This window comes from Ruminococcus flavefaciens ND2009 (assembly GCF_000621785.1).
Taxonomy (GTDB): Bacteria; Bacillota; Clostridia; order Oscillospirales; family Ruminococcaceae; genus Ruminococcus; species Ruminococcus flavefaciens_C.
The window spans coordinates 206,609-222,075 of record NZ_JHXI01000007.1 but is presented as its reverse complement, the minus strand read 5'-3'; the positions used below and the strand labels follow the sequence as shown (position 1 = coordinate 222,075).

12 protein-coding genes are annotated in these 15,467 nt (G+C 50.7%); 5 read left to right on the top strand and 7 right to left on the bottom strand.

Features of this window, described 5'->3' with window-relative positions; translation table 11 throughout:
- Positions 1 to 130: 130 nt before the first annotated feature.
- The 7 genes from T488_RS0101100 to T488_RS0101070 form a co-directional block, all read right to left on the bottom strand.
- Entirely contained in the window at positions 131 to 2,539 is a 2,409-nt protein-coding gene (locus T488_RS0101100) for an ABC transporter substrate-binding protein (protein ID WP_028519197.1), read from the bottom strand.
- Between the two features lie 827 nt (positions 2,540 to 3,366).
- Positions 3,367 to 5,562 carry a D-alanyl-D-alanine carboxypeptidase family protein gene (locus tag T488_RS18490; protein ID WP_051536112.1) on the bottom strand — a complete coding sequence of 732 codons (2,196 nt, stop codon included), beginning with the start codon at positions 5,560 to 5,562 and terminating at the stop codon, positions 3,367 to 3,369.
- Positions 5,563 to 5,856: 294 nt separating this feature from the next.
- Positions 5,857 to 7,860: a DUF5620 domain-containing protein gene (locus T488_RS0101090; RefSeq protein WP_028519196.1), complete on the bottom strand. Its 2,004-nt coding sequence runs from the start codon at positions 7,858 to 7,860 to the stop codon at positions 5,857 to 5,859.
- A gap of 225 nt (positions 7,861 to 8,085) precedes the next feature.
- The gene (locus tag T488_RS0101085; protein WP_028519195.1) at positions 8,086 to 9,432 is read right to left on the bottom strand and encodes a CdaR family protein; all 1,347 of its coding nucleotides are present in this window, start codon (positions 9,430 to 9,432) and stop codon (positions 8,086 to 8,088) included.
- Complete coding sequence (gene cdaA, locus T488_RS0101080) at positions 9,429 to 10,316, bottom strand: diadenylate cyclase CdaA (RefSeq protein ID WP_028519194.1); 888 nt, start codon at positions 10,314 to 10,316, stop codon at positions 9,429 to 9,431. The genes T488_RS0101085 and cdaA overlap by 4 nt, the downstream gene beginning before the upstream one ends.
- 145 nt (positions 10,317 to 10,461) lie before the next feature.
- The gene (locus T488_RS0101075; protein ID WP_028519193.1) at positions 10,462 to 11,598 is read right to left on the bottom strand and encodes an aminotransferase class V-fold PLP-dependent enzyme; all 1,137 of its coding nucleotides are present in this window, start codon (positions 11,596 to 11,598) and stop codon (positions 10,462 to 10,464) included.
- Positions 11,585 to 11,842: a putative Se/S carrier-like protein gene (locus T488_RS0101070; protein ID WP_155267133.1), complete on the bottom strand. Its 258-nt coding sequence runs from the start codon at positions 11,840 to 11,842 to the stop codon at positions 11,585 to 11,587. Before T488_RS0101070 ends, T488_RS0101075 begins: the two co-directional genes overlap by 14 nt.
- Before the next feature lie 151 nt (positions 11,843 to 11,993).
- Here T488_RS0101070 and T488_RS0101065 point away from each other — a divergent pair, with 151 nt between their 5' ends.
- The 5 genes from T488_RS0101065 to T488_RS0101045 all read left to right on the top strand — a co-directional run bounded on the left by T488_RS0101065 (position 11,994) and on the right by T488_RS0101045 (position 15,426).
- Positions 11,994 to 13,088, top strand: coding sequence for a DUF3810 domain-containing protein (locus tag T488_RS0101065; RefSeq protein ID WP_028519191.1), 1,095 nt, complete (start codon positions 11,994 to 11,996; stop codon positions 13,086 to 13,088).
- Between the two features lie 17 nt (positions 13,089 to 13,105).
- Positions 13,106 to 14,263, top strand: coding sequence for a hypothetical protein (locus tag T488_RS0101060; RefSeq protein ID WP_028519190.1), 1,158 nt, complete (start codon positions 13,106 to 13,108; stop codon positions 14,261 to 14,263).
- A 62-nt stretch (positions 14,264 to 14,325) separates the two neighbouring features.
- Positions 14,326 to 14,604: a sporulation protein YabP gene (gene yabP / locus T488_RS0101055; RefSeq protein WP_037296650.1), complete on the top strand. Its 279-nt coding sequence runs from the start codon at positions 14,326 to 14,328 to the stop codon at positions 14,602 to 14,604.
- Complete coding sequence (yabQ, locus tag T488_RS0101050; protein WP_028519188.1) at positions 14,601 to 15,134, top strand: spore cortex biosynthesis protein YabQ; 534 nt, start codon at positions 14,601 to 14,603, stop codon at positions 15,132 to 15,134. Before yabP ends, yabQ begins: the two co-directional genes overlap by 4 nt.
- A complete protein-coding gene (locus T488_RS0101045) occupies positions 15,124 to 15,426 on the top strand; it encodes a hypothetical protein (protein ID WP_028519187.1) in 303 nt (100 codons plus the stop codon). Before yabQ ends, T488_RS0101045 begins: the two co-directional genes overlap by 11 nt.
- Positions 15,427 to 15,467: the final 41 nt, after the last annotated feature.

The following is a 15,467-nucleotide window of genomic DNA, read 5'->3' as shown; positions in this document are numbered from 1 at the left end:
CTTAAACCAGAAGCACCACCGAAAAACGGTGGTGCTTCTCTTATAGTGATACAAAAACGGCAGCCTATGGAGAAGGGCTGCCGTTTCTGCTGAAATATATAGAGATTATTATGGAAAGCTATATGTAAAGTCAGCTTCTTTCGCTGACGAGTATGGAAGCGCGGTTCTGTATCATTTTTGCGGCGTCCTCAGCGGACTTTTCGCCGTGGAAGAAGGCGTCAGCCTCCTCCATGACAATGGAACGCACCTCGTAGTCCATTTCCCCTGAAAGTGTATCGCAGCTGAGCAGATAGCGCTCGAAGTCATCGCGCTCGGCTTTGGAAACAGGATAGATGGTCCTTCCTACCTTGCTGCCGCTGCTGGGTAGCTCCACTTTTTCGCCGTTTTCTTTATATGAATAGACCTTTGAGGAAGCATCTATCGTATCGGGAAGATTCTTTTTCAGAGCGGAGAAGCTGTAGTTGTCCTCGGGGTCCATGAGAGACTTGATGAATTCCCAGGCACCCTCCTTGACCTTGCTTTTCTCACAGATGGAGAACTGTGTCAACACGCTGAGCTTTCCGCCCTTGCCGTTTGATGAGGGATAGCCCACCATAGTGTAGTCATCGCCGCCGAAGGTATCGGACTTAATATAGCAAAGTCCGCTGTCGCCATATGGGTATACAGGCGTGAGGAGAGCCTTTTCGTCGGCGATCCAGTTAGCCTTGTCGGTGTAGTATTCCATGAAATCCTTGGTTTCAGTGGACTTGTCAGGCATTTCCTCCTCTAAGACGAATCGGTCACAGAACTTGAGGATATTAATGAAGTCGGGAGTGTCAAAATTGCAGGTGCCCTTTTCCACATCTATGAGCTCGGACTGACCCTCAATGAAGGTCCTGAGCATTTCTGCTTTTGTATCGCCGTCATAGAGGTGCTCGGCGTTGGAGTGGTCATAGACCTCGATCATATCGTCTACAGTCCAGTTTTCACGGTCGAAGAACTTCCTCTTTACAGCGAGAGTCCTGAGTTCAAAATTGGGTGAGAGACAGTAGAGTTTGCCGTCACTGCTTTCAAGAGCTGAGAGCAGATTGGGGAGAACGGTATCGCGGTTGATGTCGGGATCGTTCTCCATAAATGTGTAAAGGTCGGTAAGAACGCCTTTTTCTCCCAGGAGCCTTACGGAATTAATATCGTATGAGATTATCATATCGGGAGCATTGCCCGAGATAATGTCCATCTGCATATATTTGAGCATCTCGGCGTCGCGGTTCTCCCAGTCATCCTTATCAGCCTCAGGATCGAGCTCGCCGTGCTCGGCGGCGTATCTCTCGGAGTAGTTGACTACCTTTATCCTGTACTTATCCTGGCTGCGGTTGAACCTGTTCACGTCCAGCGAGTGTGAATCATACATGGTGCCCAGGGTTATGACCTGAGTATTGGCAGCCTCAGCGGGATCGCGGGGCACCAGCTTCATTATCTGAAGGCTGTCATTGCTCATGTAGTCCCAGCAGTAGAATTCGTCATTGCCTGCGTACAGTACAGATAAAGGCTGGGTATCAGCGTCGCTCCAGTTGAGAATGGTCTCTGTGGTGCCGTCAGCCTTTATGCCAATGAGGTCGGTGTAGTTTGAGCCGATGAGCACATAGTCATCGTAGCCGGGGATAACCATATCAATATCGTTGATTTCTGAAGAGTCAGAGCTGTATATGGTGTCACCGTAGGTCTTATTCTCGATGTCGATGTACTTTATGGTCTGCTTACGGCTGCTGTAGTCGCCGTTATAGTAGTATGAATAGGAAACAGCAACAGAGCCGTCACCTGTGTAGACAAGGTTTATGTAATCCTTTTCGGCGTCCTCCTCAATTACAGGGAACTTCTCGGTAGTGCTGCCGTCGGTGAGAATGACAGTGCCGTCATAATAGGCAGCCATTATCCTGCCGCCGCCGATGTTGATATAGCCGGTCATATAGATCATATCATCATTGCTTGAAAACTCGCTGTCATCGAATTCATGGCTGCTGATAAGAGTGCCGTCGCTGTTAAAGAAGCACAGCAGCTTTGACTCGGTGGTGTTGGCGTAGAAGTTGTCATAGTCAAAGTTTTCATCGTATTCCTCGGGGAGTTCGATCCCGTGGTGGTCGAACAGAGTATATAAGACAGAGATCTCGCCTCCTGGAGTTACTGACAGATCGCTGTAGAACTCGTCCGCAGCTTCGACCTCATCGGGAGCGCTGAGCTTGAACTCATTTATCTCCGAGAAATCGCTGTTGATCTTAAACATAAAATCCGTTTCGGAGGAACCGTTAAAGTTTGAAACGATGTAACCTCCCTCATTCAGCGGAAAGATCCTGTCGATATAATCGAATTCGTCTATGGTCTTGTAGTTTACCAGCTTATATGAGCCTTCAAGGAGCTCGGACGCCATAGCGGGTATATCACTGATAGCGGATGCGATAGATGTGCTGTTGTCGGAGCTTGTCTTTTTCTTCTCGGCACAGGATGTCATGGAAACGCATACTGCTGCGGAGAAAGCTAATGCGCGAAGAATACTGTTTTTCATTTTGTATCGTCCTTTCCCTATATATGTATCATTTCTTTTGTTGAGGGGCGTGATTAACAGGGCACAAAAAGACGAGTTCATCTCAGTATAGTATTATTGCCTAAGAATACGCCGGAGATGTTGTGCAGTCCGCTGAAAATCCTCGCGGTTTCGTCTTTTTGTACCGTTCGAAATCACTTCTTAATGAAAGGAATATTATTTTGTCCCCCATATAAAGAAACGTCCGCAAACCTGTTTTTGTGACAAATAAAAATAATTTTTTTCGGAAAATTTTTTGAGCCTATTGCGGTGCGGGATATAAGGACATACAATGAGGAACAAAAAGAGAGCCGCCGACGCTATTGCGCCGACGGCTGATTTCTCTTTCCGAAAGGTGTGTTCAGAGGACGGTGGTGTGCGGCACCGTCATATTTGTTTTGCGCCGGGAGGTATGATCGGCGCAGAAACGAGGAACAATGAAGGTTGTGTTTTTTTCTTTTCCTTTACTGTCTATATTATACCTTATGAGGGCAGAATATGCAATAACAGAGCGTTATCGGTTTGAATACAGTTCGGAAATGAATTGCTTACGGAATGTATCACAGCGGTTACATAATGCTGACAAAGGTGACAACAATATTGACGGGGAGCAGGAGCATATCTGTAAGAATTTTCATTGTACCTTTTCGTGATTTCTGCATAATATAATGTAAGCGGCAATAAGGGCACGCCGTCAGGAGGTGGAGCATAGCTCCCGCGGATAGCTTCCTGGGAGTGGTGTGTATCTGACGGCTGCTTTGATATAAAAAGAGCTGCCTGAGTAAGTCTCAGGCAGCTTTTGCTGTATGTTATTTATATGCCGAAGTGATACCCAGGTACTCCTCAAGGCAGAGACCGCTGTTGTAGACAGCAGTTGCAGTGTCAACGCCAAGGAATCTTATATGCCATGGCTCATAGCTGTAGCCTGTGACAGCCTCCTTGCCCTTGGGATAGCGGATAATGAAGCCGAACTTATGGGCGTTCTTAGCCAGCCATTCGCACTCGGGAGTGTCCAGGAAGGAATAGTCGATAGAGTTTACATCTATCGCCAGACCTGTCTGGTGTTCTGAGTGTCCGGGGCGTGCGGAGTATGTATCAGTCTTTACGATACCGTCTATGGCAACGTAGTTATTGTAGATCCTCTCCTGGTCGCTGTATGAGCGGTAGCCCGATGAGCACTTTATGCTGAGACCCAGCTTTGCAGCCTCCTGTGTCAGCTTGTTGAACTGAGCAAGGGCGTTGGCATTGAGTGAAGGTGTGCCGTAATCGGCGGGGAGACCGTAGGTCTTGTTTACCACCAGAATACCATCCACGAAGGTAGCTCCGTTAATGTTCTGGATAAGGTGAGTAGATGTAACGGGAGCAGTAGTTGTAGTGGTTGTGGTGGTTGTGTTTGTTGAGGTAGTTGTTGTTGTGGTAGTAGTTGTTGTTGCAGAGGTCACAACAGGCTTGCTGCGGACAGTTACCTTTATATCAGCCTTTACGGCGGGGTTAGCCTTGCTGATGACGGAGACTGTGCAGCTTCCCTCTGACAGGGCGTAAACATTGCCCCAGCTGTCAACGCTGGCGATAGCGGGATTTGAGCTTGTCCACACCTCGTCGATGTTGGTAGCTGTCATGGGGAGCATAGTTACGTAGGAAATATCGTGAGTACCGATAACGAGGTCCATTTCGTACTTGCTGAGCTTTATCTCTGACACTTTTGAGGGATCGGTGACAGTTACATTGATATTAGCGCTTACGCTTGGATTAGCCTTGCTGTATACAGTTACGACGCAGGTGCCTTCCTTTATGCCTGAGATCCAGCCCTCGTCGGAAACTGTAGCTACGGTATTGTCTGAGCTTACCCAGATCTCCGCCTTGTTGGAAGCATCGGCAGGGAGCATAGTAACATACGATATATCTCCGCCGCCTATGGGGAGTCTTATATCGGTCTTGGTAAGTCTGATGCTGGATACCTTGTGAGGATCCTTGACTGTTACCTTTATTTCCGCCTTTACCTCAGGGTTGTTGAAGCTTGTGACGGTGACGGTGCACTGACCCTCCGACTTGCCCACGATCCAGCCCTCGTTGTCGACTACTGCCACATTTTCGTCTGAGCAGCTCCAGATCTCGCGCTTGTCAGCAGTTGCAGGGAGCATAGTCACATATGAGAGGTCTCCGTTGCCTACATTGAGCTCTATCTCAGTCTTGCTGAGCTTTATAGATGACACCTTGTAGGGATCTGTGGTAGTTGTTGACACAGGCTGAGTAGTAGTGGTAGTGGTCAGCAGTGTTGTAGTTGTAGTGGTGGTGGGCTCAGATGTGGTGGTAGTTGTTACAGGAGCCGATGTAGTAGTTGTTGTCACAGGTGCCGTTGTAGTTGATGAAGCAGGCACAGATGCAGTTGTAGTTGAAACGGGTGCTGCGGTAGTAGTAACAGGCGCCTGAGTTGTTGTAGTTGTGGGCACAGGTGCCTTTGTGGTAGTTGTGGTGGTCACGGGTGGTTTTGTGGTGGTAGTAGTCACAGGGGGCTTATTCATTTTGTTTGCAATGAAGTCCTCGATAGACGAGGTCCCCTGTGTAGCGGTGTATGCGTAATAGGCAAGTACGCATGAGGCGTCAAGTGCGTCCAGTTTACTGTCCATGTTGACGTCTGCGGCTACTGTCTGGGCGGGAGTAAATCCCGAGGCACCGTTATTGCTTGCCATCTTTGCATAAGCGGCAAGGATAGCAGAGGCGTCCACAGCGTCGATCTTATTGTCGCTGTTTATGTCGCCCAGTCTGATGGTGACTACCGAGATGCTGCCCGTAGCGGCGGTAGTCGTGACTGCGGGAGCAGCCTTGGCAGTAGTAGTAGTTACTGCGGCAGCACCCACGTTGTTGCTTGCGTCTGTAATATTGCTGTTCACCCCCACAGTGACAGCAGCTGTACCGCTCTCAGCTCCGCAAACGGGGAGCACAGGCATAACACCTGCACAGAGGGCGCATGACAGCACAGACGCGATCAGTCTTTTTGCTCTCATTTTATTCTCCTTCTATTTTATTTGTATTGCGAACCTTTTACCCCTTCGCAATAATACATTATGTAATGCGCACTATCATTTGCATGATTGTGCAAATACGCTTAATAATTATAACACATCACCGCAATAAATGAAAGGATTTTCGCAAAAAAATACTAACATTTGGCGTTTTTTCGGTGTTTTCCATAAAAAAGAGCCGCCCGGAAGAGGGCGGCTATATTGAAATTTAAGCCCGACAGCAGAATATCCACCTGCTGTCGGGCATTCTGGTGTATTATTATATTTTAAGTACCATTATGAAATAGTGCTGCCGCCAACTTCCTGAAATCCTTGTATCTTGCTGACAGGCTTGAGGGTAGTTCTCTTCTTGAGGAGGAACTCCTGGATGAACAGAGCGTCATTGGCTGTGAGACCGGCTGTCTCCTTGTCAACGTCGCCGTTTGCCTTGCCGTTCTTTGTCAGGTGCTTCTCGTATGTGCCTGTCTCGCCGTACTTGTCGGGGTTAGCCAGAGCCTGCATGATGAGGATAGCGTCAGCCAGCTCAACCTTGCCGTCGCAGTTTGTGTCACCGTAATTGATGTCCTGAACGGGAGCAGTAGTAGTTGTGGTGGTAGTTGTAGTGGTCGTTGTGGTAGTAGTTGTGGTCGTGGTGGTCTCGGGGAGATAGTAATATACCTCAACGTTGTCAACGCTGATAGTGTCAGATTCGCCGTAGTAATAGCCGAATACAACGTTTCCGTCGGGATTTACGATGTTGTCGGCAGGAGTCTTGCCAACTACCGCATCGGGCATGATCCACATGATCTCCGACTTCTTGGCTGCGTCAAGGATAACGGAGTTAACGGGCTCCTGATACCAGTACTTGTCGGAGGCGTCGGTAGTGCCCGTACCTGTGCCGAATACCAGCTTCTTGACGTCCTTGCTTGCAGAAACGTCGAAGCGTACAGCGTAAACCTTCATATCAGGCTCAATGCCCAGATCCTCGTAAGCTACCTCAAAGTTCTTCTTTGAGTCAGAGGAAGCTGTGCAGTCAAGAGTAGCGGACTGTGACTTCTTTACAGAGCCTGTGTAGGGAACGGTTCTTGTAACTGTATATGTAAGAGCGGCGCTTGTGATAGTAACGGGATCGGAAGAAGTGATCTCGGTGTACTTTGAAGCGTCCTTGGTGCCGTACCAGAACTGGAAGCCGATAGAGTCATAGGAGTTGTGGGTCTGATCCTTCTGTACCTCAGCGGGAACGTCCCAGATACACTCTATATACTTGCCTGCGCCCTCGAGAGTAGTGCCCTCGCCGATCTCCTTGAGACCGAACTCAACGCCTGCATCCTCGAACTCCTCCTTGGAGTCGGCGCCCATTTCGTTGTACCAGTATCCGGCATCTTCCTTGCCTTCTATAATGTCTCTCTTAGCGTACTCGGTATCGGAGGGAGAGCCCATTTTAACGTTTGTGCCGCAGCCGTACATGAACTTGTCAACGTCGAAGTCTGCCTCAACAACGACGTAGAGTGACTCGATGGTGACATCGTCGCCCTCGGGAACACCGAAGTCTGAGTACTTGAACTTGTGGCTGTTGATGGGATCGCCTTCCTCAGCGGTAACGCCCTTCTTCTCGTAGTAGTCCTCATCGTAGCCGATAGTCAGCTCATAGTCCAGGTCGTCCAGCTGCTTTGTGACAGTTGAGCTGATGGTAGCAGTGCCGTCCTTATTGTCTTTGAAGCTCCATGAACCGCTCTTCTTATTCTGAGAGGAAGGAGTTGATGATGAGCTGCCTGATGAGGAGCTTCCTCCGCCGAAGTCAACGCCTGTGAGCTTAACGGAGTTGTCCACCATATCGCCCTTTGAGTTGTCCCAGTGAGCGGAGTAATAGCATCTGAACTCAAACTTTCCGCCGGGCTTTGCGCCTGCCTTTGAAAGGTCAATGGTGATGGTGCTGGAAGCCTTGTCCAGCTTGCAGGCTGAGCCCTCAGCCTCAGAGCCGTCTACCCACTTGCCGCTCTTGTCGAGCTCCAGCCAGTAGGGAGACTCGGCAGTTGATACGCCGAAGCCGTAGGAGAAGCTCTGACCTGCATAGCTTGTATCCAGGGTGAAGGTAACGGACTTTGCGCCGCTCTCCGGGATAGTGCCCTCATAGACGGAGTCCACCTTCATGGTCTGAGAAACGCCCACATTCTCTGAGAGTGGGATAACGGGAGAGGGAGATACTGCATTGACGGGAGCCGCGTATGCAGGGACCATAGCAGCTGCCATAGCGAGGCTTACGACAGAAGCTCTGATCCTTCTTGAGAGGTTGTTTTTCATTGCTTATCATCCTTTCAGATAAAAATAAAATAATAAGGGTGTGCAAATAATTGTACAGGGTCATTATAGCACGTTTGGTAGTGCTAAATGTTAATAAACTGTTAAAATATGGTCAAAATCGGTATAAACAATAAATATGTTGTTAATTATTTGTGGATATTAACAACATATGATTTGCATATACAAAAAAAGCTCCGCCGTATTCTTATACAGCGGAGCTTTGGGCTAACCTGTTTTTGTGGTCGTTGTGTAGCTGTTTGCCGCAGCCTGAGTGGTCACGCCCTCTTTCAGTGTCTTTTTGATGTTGACACGGTCATTGGTGACCGACCACACGTTGTTGTACTTGCTGCATGATACCGTTACCTCATATGGGAACTGGTTCATGGTGTCATCTGCACCCAGCAGATTTACCTCTACGTCAAGGTCGGCGGCGGTGACTTCGTTGATTATATCCGCAGGACCGACGAGCTTAACAAGAAGCTGCTGCGTAAGAACAGTGTAATCATAGTTGTTGTTGGGAGCGTTGGTGGTATGGATATTATTGTTGGTAACAGTCAGGTTCCGCGATGCGAGACCGTCGCTGTTGAGCGAGATGTTTACGGTATCCGTGTCGGACATATTGATGATATTGGTTCCGATGAGCAGGTTGGATATGAGCACATCCTTTGAGAAGCCGATGTCCAGCTCTTTGGGGGTCACCTTCAGATCAAGCTTGTCGGGAAGCTTGGTCTCGGCGTTGTTGGTGGCGATAATGATAGTCTCGGGAGTAATGTTGAAGTTGAGACAGTCCGTATCGAAGCCGGACGGCGGATCCACTATGAGAGGCACGAATCTTACGGTCTTCTGGGTGAGTACGGGGATGTTCATATTCACGATAGGCGGATCAAAGGTCAGCTTATCATTGCTTATCTCGGTGCCGTCCTCCGAGAAGAGCTGATATACGTCACTGTTGAGGCTGTAGGAGCTTTCCAGTGTCTTTTCCTGATTTGATACCGCATAGCACTCCGCGATGCTTGCAAGCTTTGAGGCGGGACCCTTGATGTTGACCTCGCCGGGCTCGCAGGTAATATCAGCACTGTTGATGGCTTTGTTCTCGCCGCCGGAGATATTGGGCACCTTCGCCTTGAGCACGAATGCCTTGGTCTCGTACTGATCCAGCTCCACCTTGACTGTGGCAGGGCTTATGGTCAGATTTGAGATCTCCGCATCGTTGGTGGATTCCACCTTGACATTAAGGGTGTAGGTACCGGGAACGGTGATATTCTTGAAGTCTATGGTAGCCTTCAGTGAATCTGCGCTGATACGGTTGTAGTCGGTACGGCTGCAATCCAGGCTTACGCTGACGCTGCCGACGCTGCATTCTATTATGGAGAGACCGCTGTCAGCTGCGGCGGTACCGCTTATATCCCTTGAAAGCGGGATATTTGATACGTGCTTTGAGTCGGAGGGGTACTTGGTCATAGCGATGATGAACCAGCTTGCGATGGCGCACACAAAGGCTATGAGCAGGAGCATTGCATTGCTCCGCGCCTCCTTGATATTACGCTTGGTTATGTTTTTGAGTATGCTCATTTTTTCTTCCTCCTTTCGGAGCGTGAAGAAAACAGCTTCTTTTTGCCGATAGAGATCTCGGTCTTGTCATTATATATCTGATCCTCCAGGAGAGCCTTGAGCTTGTCGTGGGTATAGTCTCTGGTGAGCTCGCCGTTTATGGCTACGGAGATCTGCCCCGTCTCCTCTGAGACAACGATGACGATAGCGTCTGAGTTCTCGCTCATGCCGATAGCGGCTCTGTGGCGTGAGCCCAGCTTCTTGTTGATGAGGGCGTCCTTTGCGGGCTTGGGAAGGAAGCAGGCGGCAGCGAGGATCAGACCGTCGCGCATTATGACAGCGCCGTCGTGAAGGGGAGTCTTTGGGTAGAAGATATTGCCGAAGACTTCCTTGCTGGGTGTGGCGTTGAGGATAGTGCCTGTTTCTATCTGTTCTCCGAGACGGACCTGTCTCTCAACGACAATGAGAGCGCCTGTGCAGGTAGCGGAAAGCTCCACACAGGAGTCGCAGATAGCGTCTATAGCGGGCACCCATTTCTGCTTCAGCTCGTCGCTGTTCTGACCGAGACCGAAGAGGCGGATGCCGAATTTGCTTCGTCCTGCCTTTTCGAGAGCACGTCTCAGCTCGGGCTGGAAGAGAATTATCATTGCAAGAACTCCCATGCTCAGGGCATTCTGGAGCAGGTAGCTGACTACCTTGAGACCGATGGCTTTGCTGACGAAATAGCCTGCCACCAGGAAAATAATACCTTTTACGAGCTGACCTGCGCGGGTCTCCCGTATAAGCTTCAGCAGCAGGTAGATAACATAGGTGAGGATAAGAACGTCAAGGACGTCAATGGGCTTGAACGTAGATATGACGCTGAGAAAAGCGTCCAGCACCTGCTGTGGTGAAGAATGGAACATATACTGCACCCCCTCGGGGAAAAATTACACACATTTACTTTAAACATTTATCTATGATATGTATGAGGACAGCCGTCCTCATAGCAGACTGCGCAATACTGCATACTAATATTGTACCACAAATTCAGATAATTTCAATAGTTTTTTACGAATTTGGTAAATTTTTCAATGTTTTAACATTGTATACAAGCTTTCGCACCTCTTCCTCCGTATTGAAGACCGAGGGTGCAAAGCGTACAGTGCCGCCCTTTGTGCCAAGGGTGGCGTGTGCAAGGGCAGCACAGTGAAAGCCTGCGCGGAGACAGAAGCCCCGCCCCGCCAGCAGCTCCGCCGCCTGCTCCGAGTTGAAGCCTTCGATGTTGAATGAGACTATGGGAGCATACTCCGCGGCAGGGTCACGGTATATGGTTATACCCTCGGTGCCCTCAAGCCCCTCGATAAACAGCCTGCATAGCCGCTCCTCATGGCTGCGGAGCCTGCCCATGCCGTAGGAGCTGATGAAGCCTATGCCTGCCCCCACGGTGACAGCGCCGATGATGTTGGGGGTGCCGCTCTCAAGGCTGTCGGGGAGCATCTCGGGCTGGAAAAGGCTCAGTGAGCTGCTGCCAGTGCCGCCCTGAATTATCGGTGTAATGGGAAATTCCCCGTCGGTGAGCAGCAGTCCCGTGCCCGTAATGCCGTAGAGCCCCTTATGCCCCGCGGTGCAGAGTATATTTATGCCTTGTGAGAGCTTTATATCATAAATGCCGCAGGCCTGGGCGCCGTCGGCGATGAAGCAGATACCCTTCTCACGGCAGAGCTGCCCTATCTCCCTGTATGGGAGGAGCTGTCCCGTGACGTTGCTTGCAAGGGTGCAGACCACCGCTTTTGTGTCGCTGCGAATGAGCCTGCGGAAGCTGTCTATAGTGCGCCCGCTGTCGGGGAAGACCTCCGCCACGGACAGTGAGACCTGCTTTTTCATGGCAAGAGCCGCCGCAGGACGGGCAGCGGAGTTGTGTTCCATGCTGCTGATAATGAGATGACCGCCCTGTGACATGACTCCCTGTATCGCCATGTTGAGAGCGTGGGTGCAGTTCAGCGTGAACACTGTATTTTCCGGAGCTGCCCCGAAGAATTCCGCGGCAGTCTCCCGTGCGGAGTAAAGCGCCTCGGAGGTCCTCATCGCCAGCTCATGACCGCCCCTGCCTGCATTGCCGCCGAAGGACTTTATTGCCTCCGCAGCAGCCCGCCGCACAGCTATGGGCTTGGGAAAAGTCGTGGCGGCGTTGTCAAAGTTTATCATCTTCACCACCTCCGCCCCTGACGGTATAAGGGACAGCGTAGCCCGAGAGCACAGCCTCTGCGCTGCGGCAGCTGCCGCTGACATGGACAGAGAAGCCGCAGCCCTCCGCAGATGTCTTTTCGCGGCGTCTTATCCTGCACGGGAAGCCCCTTGCCCTCAGAAGGCGCTGAGCCTTTACCGCATAGGTGTAGGAGGGCATATCAAGAATGCAAGTTTTCAGAAGAATCACCCCTTGTGTCTGCATACTGCGCAGCCGCCCTCTCTGCGGTACTCTATATTATATGTATGGGAGCTGTCAGTGGTTAGTCTCAGGGAAGTCCTGCCATAATTACCATATTGCATTATTACGGCGGCTGTGATATAATGTAAAATATAAAGCAAACAGGAGGAAAGCCATGAAAAAGAGATACAGCATACCTCTCATAATAATAGCCGCCATGGTGCTGCTGAACGTCATCGCACGTTTCTGCCGCCCCTTTGCGGACTTCTACGTCGCCCACATCTTCCCCGTAATATCCACGGCAGTGTCCTTCCTTACGGGACTTCTGCCCTTCTCTCTGGGAGAGATGCTGACAGTGGGAGCTGTCATACTGGTGATATTCGGCATACCCCTTTTCCTGATACTGCTCATATTCAGAAAGGGCAAACGCCGTGCCACAGCTGCATTTGCAGGCACACTTGCTCTGTGGATACTCTGCTACATAACCACCACCGAGACCATGAACTGCTTCATCATGTACCAGTGTACGCCCCTTTCCGAGAAGTACTTCCCCGACGCTCATGACCACACAGACGAGGAGATAACGGAGCTCTACGCCATGCTCATAGACAAGTGCAATGAGCTGGCATCGCAGGTGCCCCGCGACGAGAATGGCTGCTTCGACATCACCTGCGACTTCAAGGAGGAAGCGAAAAAGGCGATGAAAAAAGCAGGGGAGGAATATCCTCAGCTCCGCGGCTTCTATCCCGACCCCAAGCCCATACAGTTTTCCTATTTCATGAGCCAGTCCCACCTGACGGGCATATATCTGCCCTACACCATTGAGGCTAACTACAATGATGACATGGTACGCGCAAACCTGCCTGCCACGGTCTGCCACGAGCTCTCACACCTGAAGGGCTTCATACAGGAGGACGAGGCGAACTTCCTTGCCTTTGTGGCAGCAACAGGCAGCGACAATGTGGAGTTCCGGTATGCGGGCTATCTGGACGCCCTTGAGTACGTCCACAACGCAGTCTGGGACAACGAGGTGGAGCAGGCGCTGCCGCTGTCGGACACTATCTCCGACGAGGTGCTCCGGGACTGGTTCAGGTTCATGCCCGAGAATTACTGGGAGGACAACGCCGCCAAGGAGGTCATCTCCACGGAGACAGTCAGCGAGGCTTCCACGGCAGCCATAGACACTAACATAAAAATGAACGGCAGAGACGACGGCATCAGAGCCTACGATATGGTGGTGGAGCTTCTGCTGGACTATTATTTCAGTTGAAAAACGGAGGTAAAAATATGAAAAAGACTATTGCAGGAATTGCAGCACTTACCATTGCACTTAGTGCATTCACAGGCTGCACGGACAAGAAAAACGACAAGAGCACAGGGGCTTCTTCTGAGGCAGTGACCACAGCTGCTCAGCAGGATACGGCCGTGGAAAAGACGACTGCTCAGGATACTACTGCTGCGGAGAAGACCACAGCCTCACCGGACAAGCCCTCAGCTTCCGCAGAGGAATATGAGAAGGTGCTCAGGGAGTTCATAGACGCCTACAACAATGAGGACTACAAAAAGACCTTTGAGCTCACCATGCCCGACGGTGCAGAGAAAGTAATGAAGATTCTGGCTTCATCGGAGACCATGCAGAGCGAGTACGGCGGTATCTCCGAGGAGGAGATGATAAAGGAGTCACAGGAGACGCTGTTCCTCGGCAAGAAGGACGGCACCCTTGTGCCGGGTGAAATAAAGAAGACCGAGCCCCTTACCGAAGAGGAGACCCTCGATCTCAGGTCCGGCATTGCAATGATGACCATGTGTCTGGACTATATAGACAGCCACGGCGGAGCTGAGGGCGTTGACACCGAGGCTATGTTGAATGAAATAATGGATTATGATCTCGAAGCTGCGGCAGCAGAGGTGGAGCTGGATGAGGCATATTACATCACCTTTGGTCTGGAGAACGAAAAGTGGGACTGGAGCGGTGACGGCAACGCCATAGTTTACCGTGTCAGGGGCGGCGGCTGGAAGATCTTCGCAGATGACTTTATCGGCACACTTTCAAGGGGCAAAGACAAAAGGCTCGATACCGCGGCTGACAGCTTATACAAGGCTGCAAATACCGCCCTCGTCGAGCTTGACGAAAGAGGAGAGCTTCCCGCTATGGATAACACCTTTATCGTGGCTTCGGATGACAGCAGGAACGCAGGAATTCCCGAGGACTTTGACGCTGCGGAATTCCGCAGGGTCCTGTCCAACTACTTCGACCATGAACGTTTTGCCGGAGACTGGTTCGTGGTGATAAAGGACGGCTGTGCGATGGAGACAGCAGTATATGACTCCGAAAAGTCGCACAATGTGGGCACTTGTCCGCCGTCTGACTACGTTGACTTCGCATACGAGGGCATGACCTACGACGAGATATACGATAAAGTCTGTGAGGACATAGGCGGCTGATCCCGCATATACGGCAAAGCCTGTGAATATACTTGACTATCAAGTATTTCGGAGGTAAGACCATGCAGGACAAGACCGCTGGCAAGAACCAGAACATCATACTCGAGAACCGCAGGAGCCTGTCTATATCGGGGATAACCGACGTTGACAGCTTCGACGAGAAGGAGATAAGCCTTTATACTCAGCTGGGAGAGCTGTCCGTTCAGGGCAGGGAGCTCCACATCGACTCCATGAGCGTCGAGACGGGAGATATGACCATAACCGGCGAGATATGGGCGATAGTCTACGGCGACGGCGACAAAAAGGGTCCTCTCTCCGCCCTGGGCAGGCTGTTCCGATGAGAGGACTTGAAAACTTTCTCTCTGTCAGCGAGGAGCTGCGGCTTTTCGGCATTTCCTGCCTTGTGGGAGCAGCTCTGGGAGTGGTCTTTGACCTGTTCCGCGCCCTGAGGCTGCTGTTTACGCATAACAGCTTCCTGACTGCCGCCGAGGACATAGCCTTTCTCGGACTTTACGCCCTTGTGTTCGCGGTCTTCTCCGCAGTTTTCGCAGGAGGCGAGACAAGACTCTGCTACGCCCTGGGGAACCTTCTGGGCTTCTGCATCTATATGGCATCGGTGGGGAGCGTCGTCACGGGGACGCTCCGCAGGCTGCTTGCCGTCCTGGGATTTTTGTTCCGACCGCTGAGAGGTTTTTATTCACTTCTTCGTGCAAAACTAAAGTTCATTTTTGTTGGTTTCTTCCAAATTATTGTCAAACCATTTAAAAAATCCAAAATAGTATTGCTAAACAGGCGGCTTCTGTTGTATAATAAAATGGAAAATAAAAAGAGAAAGAACGTGAAAAGCGTTGTCGAAAAAAATGAGACATGAAAAGCAAAAGAAAAAGGGTCTGTTCAATCGCGGTCTTGTAAGGCTGGCGGCTGTGGCAGTTGTCATCGGCTGTGGGGTCCTTATCGCGACTACGCTCAGGGACTGCGCCGACAAAGAGGAGCAGATGGAGCTCATACAGACTAAAATAGACTCATACGAGACCGAAAATGCCGAGCTGCAGCGTGTCCTTGACAGTGACGACCTCAATGCCTACATGGAGAAGGTAGCACTGGAGGAGAGAGGCTATGCCTATCCCGACGAGCGCAGATTCTACGACACTACGAGGGATTAATCTTGTTCCGCGGAGACGGATACAAAAAAGGAGTTATAAAT